The 9,088-nt window shown below is 67.7% G+C and carries 6 protein-coding genes, 1 tRNA gene and 2 pseudogenes; 3 read left to right on the top strand and 6 right to left on the bottom strand.

Annotated features, from left to right (window positions below):
* Positions 1-290: pseudogene (locus tag DK368_RS21005) on the bottom strand (IS3 family transposase); the annotation flags it as partial.
* Positions 291-319: 29 nt separating this feature from the next.
* Positions 320-775, bottom strand: coding sequence for an IS630 family transposase (locus tag DK368_RS21010; protein WP_162306129.1), 456 nt, complete (start codon positions 773-775; stop codon positions 320-322).
* 47 nt (positions 776-822) lie between these two features.
* On the opposite strand from DK368_RS21010, the pseudogene DK368_RS21015 reads away from it, so the two are divergent.
* Positions 823-1,267 (top strand): annotated as a pseudogene (locus DK368_RS21015) (transposase); the annotation flags it as partial.
* Between the two features lie 6 nt (positions 1,268-1,273).
* Here DK368_RS21015 and DK368_RS21020 read toward each other — a convergent pair.
* A tRNA-Thr gene (locus tag DK368_RS21020) sits at positions 1,274-1,348 on the bottom strand.
* 108 nt (positions 1,349-1,456) lie between these two features.
* Positions 1,457-3,292, bottom strand: a complete 1,836-nt coding sequence (recQ, locus tag DK368_RS21025; RefSeq protein WP_114395931.1) for a DNA helicase RecQ — start codon at positions 3,290-3,292, stop codon at positions 1,457-1,459.
* Between the two features lie 319 nt (positions 3,293-3,611).
* On the opposite strand from recQ, the gene DK368_RS21030 reads away from it, so the two are divergent.
* Positions 3,612-4,154, top strand: coding sequence for a hypothetical protein (locus DK368_RS21030; RefSeq protein ID WP_240002598.1), 543 nt, complete (start codon positions 3,612-3,614; stop codon positions 4,152-4,154).
* 302 nt (positions 4,155-4,456) lie between these two features.
* A complete protein-coding gene (locus DK368_RS21035) occupies positions 4,457-5,752 on the top strand; it encodes a polyhydroxyalkanoate depolymerase (protein WP_275668545.1) in 1,296 nt (431 codons plus the stop codon).
* A 35-nt stretch (positions 5,753-5,787) separates the two neighbouring features.
* On the opposite strand, the gene DK368_RS21040 is transcribed toward DK368_RS21035, so the two are convergent.
* Both DK368_RS21040 and glpK read right to left on the bottom strand, forming a co-directional pair.
* The gene (locus DK368_RS21040; protein ID WP_240002599.1) at positions 5,788-6,705 is read right to left on the bottom strand and encodes a DMT family transporter; all 918 of its coding nucleotides are present in this window, start codon (positions 6,703-6,705) and stop codon (positions 5,788-5,790) included.
* Between the two features lie 111 nt (positions 6,706-6,816).
* Positions 6,817-8,334 carry a glycerol kinase GlpK gene (gene glpK / locus DK368_RS21045; RefSeq protein ID WP_114395934.1) on the bottom strand — a complete coding sequence of 506 codons (1,518 nt, stop codon included), beginning with the start codon at positions 8,332-8,334 and terminating at the stop codon, positions 6,817-6,819.
* Between the last annotated feature and the right edge of the window lie 754 nt (positions 8,335-9,088).

Here is a 9,088-nt window from a genome sequence, read left to right on the forward strand (position 1 = left end):
CATTTTAAGGCCGGAATGCGGGTGGTTATTGTTGTAATCATCGATCCATTGGCCGCTCCGTCCGAGGATGGTTTCGGAACCGCTGATGCCGGCATTGACGACGGCCCGCCAGGCAATGATCTCCCGGTCATGGGCATCGATGCTGAACGCACCGTGGATGATGGCGCCGTTCCGTGCCGAGTGAACTCGCCCCCATCCGAGCACCAGCGCAGGTTGGAACGCATGACCACCACCTTGCCCTCATGCGCCAGGTCCGGCCGCTCCTCATATTTGCGGGCCAGCAGCAGATGTTGGCCCGCATGACGTGATACCGCCGCGCCTAAGCATTGACACATGGTAGCCACGGGTAGCTGGTGAGTGAACGTAGGCGCTCCGGTGTGGCGGTGAGAGCGTTCCAGGCGTCACAGCAGGCTTGGACGACGGCGTCGTAGTCGTTCAAGAGTTGGTGGGACAGAAAGCGTTCGCGCAAGTACAGCCAGACGCGCTCGACTGGGTTGAGTTCGGGACTGTAGGGCGGCAGGGGTACCAGCGTGATGTTGTCCGGCACGACCAGCGCCCGCGCTCCATGCCAGCCGGCTTGGTCGAGCACGAGCACCGCCTGGACGTCCGGTTCCAGGCTCCGGGAGAAGGCGTTCAGGAACAGGCTCATGGCGGCGGTGGAGACGGTCGGCATGACCAGCGCGAAGTCGGCGCCGCTGGCCGGGCAGACGGCGGCGTAGAGGTAGGCCGAGGTGAAGCGCTTGTCAGCCCGAGGGGCCGCTGCCCGCGCTCCCACCAGCGATGCGCGGTGCGGCCCTTCTGGCCGATGCGCGCTTCATCCTGAAACCAGAGATTGCTGTGGACACGGATGGGCGGTTGCTCATGGTGGACCTGGCCAGCGCCGATATCTCCGACAGCGCAGACGCGCAGCTCATCCTGGACGCCATCCGCAAGCGCGGATCCTGGGTGAAGCACTGCTTTGCCGATGGTGCCGACGACCGGGGCAGGCTGATGGACAAGGCCTGCTTCCTCGACTGCGTTGTCGAAGGTCGTCCGCCGCACCGACCGCGAGCCCGGCGTCAAGGTCCTGCCCTGCCGCTGGGGCGTTGAACGGACCTTTGGCTGGATGACCCGCTGGCGTCGCCTGGTTCGCGATTACGAAAAGCGGACCGATATCTCCGAGGCCATGATCCACTCGCCAGGGGATCGCCCCCTCCACGCAGCATCAGCCACAGGGAGGGTTTTCAAACGGAGTCTTTCACCAGGAAATCGCGAGCTGAGCCCTTGAAGGCAATGGTGCCCCGAGTCGGATTTGAACCAACGGCCTACCGCTTACGAAGCGGTTGCTCTACCGCTGAGCTATCGGGGCACGCTCACTGCAGGCCGCGGGTATCTAGCAAGATCCGCCGGGGCTGGCAACCCCCAATCGCGGAAAAATGCATGGCCTTGTTCCGGCGTGCTTTTCCCCGTGCCGATCTCAGCCATGGCGCAGGATGACGTCGAGGAAGTAATCACCGTAGCGGTCCAGTTTGCGGCCGCCCACACCCGGCAATTCGCCCAACTCCTCCAGCGAGTCCGGCTTGGCGTGGATCATCTCCATCAGCGTGGCGTCGTGGAAGATGACATAGGGCGGCACGCCCTGTTCCCGCGCCAGTTCCAGCCGCAGCGCCTTCAGCGCATGCCACAGCTCCTCGTCGCCCTTGGACAGGGGCGCCGGTGCCGTGCGGCCGGCGGGGCGGGTGCCGCGGCGGCTACGGCCCTCGCTGGCGGGGTCCTTGCGCAGCCGCACCGTTTCCTGGCTTTTCAGCACCGCCGTGGCGGCTTCGGTCAGGACCAGGCCGCCATGTCCCTCTGGATCGGCGCAGAGGAAGCCGTAGGCCACCAGCTGGCGGAACACCGTCTGCCATTCCTGCTTGCTGAGATCCTTGCCGACGCCGAAGGTCTTGATGCGGTCGTGGCCCTTCTCGATGACCTTGTCGGTGGCCTGGCCGCGCAGCACGTCCACCAGATGGCCGACACCGAAGCGCTGGCCCGTGCGATAGACGACGGAGAGGGCCTTCTGCGCTGCCACCGTGCCGTCATAGGACTCCACAGGCGTGAGGCAGGTATCGCAGTTGCCGCAGGGTTGGTGCCCGTCCTCGCCGAAATAGGTCAGGATGGTCTGGCGGCGGCAGCGGGCCGTCTCGCAGAAGCCCAGTAGGGCTTCCAGCTTCTGCCGTTCGGTGCGCTTGTAGGCCGGCGGGCTGTCGCTGCTCTCCACCATCTGGCGCAGTTGGACCACGTCGCCGATGCCATACAGCATCAGCGCCTCCGCCGGCAGACCGTCACGGCCGGCGCGGCCGGTCTCCTGATAATAGGCCTCCAGGCTGCGGGGCGGGTCCATATGCACGACGAATCGGACGTTCGGCTTGTCGATGCCCATGCCGAAGGCCACCGTGGCCACCATGACCACACCTTCGCCCTTGATGAAGCGATCCTGATTGGCCTGCCGCACTGCCGCGTCCAGCCCGGCATGATAGGGAAGGGCGTCGATCCCCTGTTCCTTCAGCCAGTCGGCAATGGTGTCGACCTTGCCGCGGGACATGCAGTAGACGATGCCCGCATCCTCCGGCCGCCGGCGCAGGAAATCCAGCAGCTGGCGGCGTTCCGCGTCCTTGGGCTGGACGCGGTAGGTGATGTTGGGCCGGTCGAAGCTGGCGACGAACTGCCGGGCCTCGTCCAGGGCCAGGCGGCTGACGATGTCGGCCCGGGTCTGGGCATCGGCCGTGGCGGTCAGGGCGATGCGCGGCACCAGCGGGAACCGTTCGTGCAGGATCGACAGCTGCAGATATTCCGGGCGGAAATCATGCCCCCACTGGCTGACGCAATGGGCCTCGTCCAGGGCGAACAGGGCGATGCGGCTGCGCTCCAGCAGGTCCAGGAACCGTGGTGTGACCAGCCGTTCCGGCGCCACATACAGCAGGTCCAGTTCGCCCAGCTCGCAGGCGCGCTCCACCTCCTGCGCTTCCCGCCAGTCCAGGGTGGAGTTCAGATAGGCGGCCCGCACACCCAACTGCCGCAGCGCATCCACCTGGTCCCGCATCAGCGCGATCAGGGGGCTGACGACGATGCCCACGCCGGGCCGGACCAGGGCCGGGATCTGATAGCACAGGGACTTGCCGCCGCCCGTGGGCATCAGCACCAGCGCATCGCCGCCCGCGGCCACATGCCCGATGATGTCGCCCTGCATGCCGCGGAAGGCCGGATAGCCCCAGACCCGGCGCAGCACATCCAGGGCTGCGTCTTGGACGGCGGGGAAACGGGCGTCGGGCATCGGTCAGCTAAAGATTGTGATGGACGGGGTGCCACGTCCCAACATCTTGGCACGCCCGCCTGTTCTAGGCCCGCAATGGCCGGTGGTCCAGGGGAAAACGCCCGCGGGCCGCCGGTGACGACCGCCGACGCAACCTTAACCCCCTCTGGCCTGTTTCTCCTGGTGAACGACCCACTTTGGAGGCCTTGACATGGCGGAAACGCCCCGCGCCGACACCACGCCCCCCGGCTCTCACCCCCTGCCCTCTGCCGATCCAGCCCTCGGTCCCTCGACAGTGCCGGCGGGAAGTCCCGGCTCTGGTGGGCAGGTGCGGGAAGCAGTGGCCGTCTTTACCGGGATCGATGCCATGCAGGCGGCCATCGACGAATTAACTATGAACGGCTTCGGCCAGCACGAGTTGAGCCTGATGGCCAGCGACGACACGGTGCGCGACCAGTTAGGCCGGGTGCACGGGCATGTGGATGATGCCAAGCACGATCCAGACACCCCGCGCCGGGCCATCGTCTCGCCGGAGGAGGTGGGCAATGCCAAGGGCATCGCCATGGGCGTGCCGGCCTATGTCGGCGCTATCCTGGCCACCGGTGCCGTCGTGGCCAGCGGCGGCACGGCCCTGGCCGCGGCGGCGGCGGCGGTGGCGGCCGGCGCCGGTGGTGGTGGACTGGGCGCCATCCTGGCCGGCTGGATCGGTAATCAGCGCGAAGAGACGCTGCGCCAGCATCTGGACAAGGGCGGCATCCTGCTCTGGGTCAATCTCCGCGACGGCGAGCGGGAGCAACTGGCGCGGGAAATCCTGGGGCGGCACGCGGCACAGCCGGTGGAGGTGCATGAGATCCCCCAGGATACCGGCCGGCCTTCAGCGTGAGGCGGCATACCGATTCGACGAATGAACAATTGAAAATGCCCGCTGTGCTCTTGTGGACACAGAAGCGGCGCCAGTCCCGACATACCCGAATGGTTAAATGTTGCATGGGCGCCGACATGCGTTAAGGTGCCCAGACCGGACGGGGTGCGCCGTTCGGGCCGACCCGCCTCTGGTGTCGCCGGGGGCGGCCATGTTTCTCAAGGCAGTGTCCGTCAACCTTGCCTTCACGATTGGCTGCCACACTGCCCGCATCGGATCAGGCGCTGGGCGTGCGTAAAGGTGGCCGGTCGGTTGCCAGTCGAATGGATGAGGACTGTTCCGTGCTCTATCAGCTCTATGACCTGCAACATGCCGCGCTGCTGCCCCTGCGTCTGATGGCGGAAGCCACGCAGCAGACCTTCCAGAATCCCTTCTTCCCCGGCGCCTATACAAAGGTGGGACGGGCCATGGCGGCGGGGGCGGAGCTGATCGAGCGGACGACGCGCCGCTGGGGCAAGCCGGACTTCGGACTGCCCACCACCCGGATCCAGGGCCGCGATGTGGCGGTGACCGAGCAGGCGGTGCTGACCAAGCCCTTCTGCACCCTGGTCAATTTCGAGCGGGCCTGTGATCGCGACGATCCGAAGCTGCTGCTGGTGGCGCCCCTGTCCGGGCATTACGCCACGCTGCTCCGCGGCACGGTGCAGGCCCTGCTGCCGCACCACGACGTCTATATCACCGATTGGGCCGACGCCAAGCTGGTGCCGCTGGCCCGCGGGTCCTTCAACATGGAGGACTACATCGCCTATGTGATGCAGTTCCTGCAGTTCCTGGGTCCCAACACCCATGTGATGGCGGTGTGCCAGCCGGCGGTGCCGGTGCTGGCGGCGGTGGCGCTGATGGCCCAGGCCGACGACCCGTGCCAGCCCCGCACCATGACCCTGATGGGCGGCCCCATCGATACGGGGGCGGCGCCGACCGTGGTGACGGAACTGGCCGAGACGCGCGACATTGATTGGTTCGAGCGCAATGTCATCACCACCGTGCCGGCCTATTATCCTGGCGGCCTGCGGCAGGTTTATCCAGGTTTCGTTCAGCTGACCGGGTTCATGTCGATGAATCTCGACCGGCATGTGGGCGAGCATGTGAAGCTGTTCCAGCATCTGGTCCGCGGCGACGGCGAGTCGGCCGATGCCCACCGCAAATTCTATGACGAGTACCTGTCGGTGCTGGACCTGACGGCGGAATTCTACCTCCAGACCGTGGCGGAGGTGTTCCAGAAGCGGTCTCTGGCGCGCGGCACGCTGATCTGGAACGGTGCCACGGTCGATACCGGCGCCATCGAGCGGACGGCATTGCTGACGGTGGAGGGCGAACTAGACGACATCTCCGCCCCCGGCCAGACCATCGCCGCCCATACCCTGTGCCGCAATCTGCCGGAGGCGATGCGCCACAACCATCTGCAGAAGGGTGTGGGCCATTACGGCATCTTCAACGGTCGTCGCTGGCGCGAGGAGATCGAGCCGAAGGTGCGGGCCTTCATCCTGGCCCATGACGACCGCAGCAAGGCCCAAAGCAGCCCGTCCGTTCGCCGCGGGGCCAAGGCCAGGATGTCGTAAGGACCGGCCCCGCCCCAACCGTTGTTCTTGCGCGCTCACGCCACCTGGATGGGGCGGATCCGCCGCAACAGCCGGCCGTCGATCACCGCCAGCCCTGCGAAGATCAGCGCCATGCCGGCGAAGGCGGCCCAGTCCAGCCGCTCATGCAGGATCAGCGTGCCCATCAGGATGGCGCTGGGCGGCACCAGGAAGGTGACCAGTGAGGCGTTGGTAGGCCCGGCCTGCCGGATGATGCGGTAGAACAGCAGATAGGCGAAGGCCGTACACAGGCTGGCTAGGGCCAGCACGGCACCGACGCTGGCCGGCCCTGGCGCCAGCGACCAGGGCCGGTCCAGCAGCAGGGCCAGGGGCACGATCTCCAGCGTGGCGAAGCTCAGGGTGCCGGCGGCGGTGGCCACCGGCTCGACGCTGCCGAAGCGGCGGGACCACAGCCCCTGCAGGCCGTAGCACAGAGCCGCCAGCAGCACGGCGATGCCGCCGGCCACACTGCCCGACAGGCCGCCGGACAGCTTCGGGGCGATCAGCACGCAGACGCCGAGGAAACCCAGGATCAGGCCGCCGAGCCTGGCCGGCCCGATGGGATCGCGCGGCCCGGCGAGCCGCAGCACCAGAACGGTCATCAGCGGCGTGGTGGCGTTGAGGATCGAGGCAAGGCCGCTGGGGATATGGTGCTGGCCCCAGGAAATCAGGGTGAAGGGCAGGGCGTTGCCGAACAGGGCCATCAGCGCGAAGTCCCGCCAGCGGCCCCAGGGTATGGCGGCCCGCATCAGCCGGGCCGCGGCCAGCAGCAGCAGGGCGGCGATCAGCACGCGGCTGCCCACCAGCGTCAGGGCCGGCAGTTCCTTGACCGCGATGCCGATGAACAGGAAGGAACCGCCCCAGATCACCGACAGGCCCCCCAACGTCATCCAGTCCGCGGCGCGCATGGTCTGGGGGGATGTCGGGGCGGGCATGATGGGGCACCGGGGGCAAGGGAACAGGCAGGGGGACCCTAGCCCGCCGATCCGCCGCGGACGACCCGAAACTTGCGTCGGTGACAAAACCGATGGCGCTGTCCGGCCGTTTCAGCCGGTGGTGCCGCTGCGCACGCGGCGCACGGCGTCGTGCCAGCCGGACAGCAGACGGGTGCGGACCGCGCCGTCCATGGCCGGCTCGAACCGGCGCTGGCGCTGCCAGCCCGCGGCCACGGCGGCCAGATCGGGATAGAGACCCGCCTGCAGCCCGGCCAGACAGGCGGCGCCCAGGGCCGTGGTCTCCGTCACCGCCGGCCGCTCTACCGGCACCTCCAGCATGTCGGCCAGGAACTGCATCAGCCAGTCATTGCCGACCATGCCGCCATCCACGCGCAGGGCTGCCGGCGGGTGGCCGGCATCGGCGGTCATGGCATCCAGCAGGTCGCGGGTCTGGTAGGCCACGGCCTCCAGCGCCGCGCGCACCACCTGGCCCACGCCGGTGTCGCGGGTCAGGCCGAACAGGCCGCCACGGGCGTCCGGGTCCCAGTGCGGCGCCCCCAGCCCGGTGAAGGCCGGCACCAGATAGACGCCGCCGCTGTCCGGCAGGTCCGCGGCATAGCGTTCGGTCGAGGGGGCGTCGGCGATCAGCCGCAGCCCATCGCGCAGCCACTGCACGGCGGCACCGGCGACGAAGATGCTGCCTTCGATGGCATAGGTGGGCACGCCGTCCAGCCGGTAGGCCACGGTGGTCAGCAGGCGGTTGCGCGACAGCACCGGCTCCGGACCGATATTCAGCAGGGCGAAGCAGCCGGTGCCGTAGGTGCTCTTGATCATGCCGGGCCGGAAGCAGGCCTGGCCCACGGTGGCGGCCTGCTGGTCGCCGGCGATGCCGGTGATGGGCAAGGGCCGGCCGAACAGGCGCGACTCCGTCTCGCCGAAGGCGGCGGCGCAGTCGCGCACCTGCGGCAGCAGGGCGGCGGGAATGCGGAACAGCCGCAGCAGCTCCGGGTCCCAGTCCTGTGTCGTCAGGTTGAACAGCAGGGTCCGGCTGGCATTGGTGGCGTCGGTGGCATGCACCCGGCCGCCGGTCAGGCGGAACAGCAGGAAACTGTCCACCGTGCCGAAGCACAGTTCGCCCCGTTCGGCCCGGTCGCGGGCACCGGGACTATGGTCGAGCAGCCAGGACAGCTTGGTGGCGCTGAAATAGGGATCGATCAGCAGGCCGGTCCGCGCACGCACCAGCGGCTCGACCCCGCCGGCCTTCAGCGTCCGGCACAGCGGGGCGGTGCGCCGGTCCTGCCAGACGATGGCGTTGTGCAGCACCTCGCCGGTGGCCCGGTCCCACAGCACCGCCGTCTCGCGCTGGTTGGTGATGCCGATGGCGGCCACCCGCTCGGCCCCGAACCCGGCTGCCTGCAGCGCCTCGCGGCAGACCACCAGCGTGTCGCGCCAGATATCCTCGGGGTCATGCTCCACCAGCCCGTCGGCGGGATAGAACTGGCGCAGTTCGCGCTGGCCCGTGGCGATGGGGCGGCCCTGGCGGTCGAACAGGATGGCGCGGGTGGAGGTGGTGCCCTGGTCGATGGCCAGGATGTGATCGGCCTGCCGGCCGGCGGCGCTGCTGCCCATGATATTTCCCCAGGCGGGTTCCCATGCTGGTCCGGGCGCTTCTGTCCCCGGCCCGGTGCGGTGGCGAGCCTGCCGCCTGTGACAGGACGGCGTCAAGCCGGGGCCGGCAGCGCACCGTTTTTCACCCCTTGACGGTTTTGTGAAACGGGCGCACCATCAAATCGTCAACGCAACAAGGAGGGTGTCGTGGAAGACAATACGCCCCCCGGTCAGCAATAAGGGCAAGTCAAGGCCCTGTACTTCTCCAGGATCAACAAATCTGGAGGTTGATGTCGCGGATGATGAGTTCTTATGATTGCTGAAATGGCCAAAAGCAGTGGCCCTGAACTCCTGCGGTTGACGCCCAGGATATGACATCCGGCTCAGATTGCCGGTCCAGGATCGACAGAGATCCACGCCGCCCCCGCGCGCCATGCTGCCGCGGGGGTTCGGCATTGTCTGCCCCCGATCTCACGCCCCCTGATCTCACGTCCCCGTCCGTCACGCCTCTTGGTCCATCCACCGCCCAGATCCGTGAGTCCGCCGCGGGCATGGGCGATCGCCGCGGCCCCGCCTGTGTGCCCGTCCGCATGTCCGGCCGCCCTGTCCGCTTAACGCACCGTAAAGCTGACCAAAGGCGACCTTAAGCTGGACTGCACCCCATCATTGAGACATGTCGCAAAAGCTACAGCATGGTTTCCGCCACCAGTGCCGCCCGGCCGGGCGGCACTGGTGGTTCGTCCTGTGCCTCGAACTCCACCGGGCTCAGGTAGTC

Source organism: Oleisolibacter albus (genome assembly GCF_003336875.1).
Taxonomy (GTDB): Bacteria; Pseudomonadota; Alphaproteobacteria; order Azospirillales; family Azospirillaceae; genus Niveispirillum; species Niveispirillum album.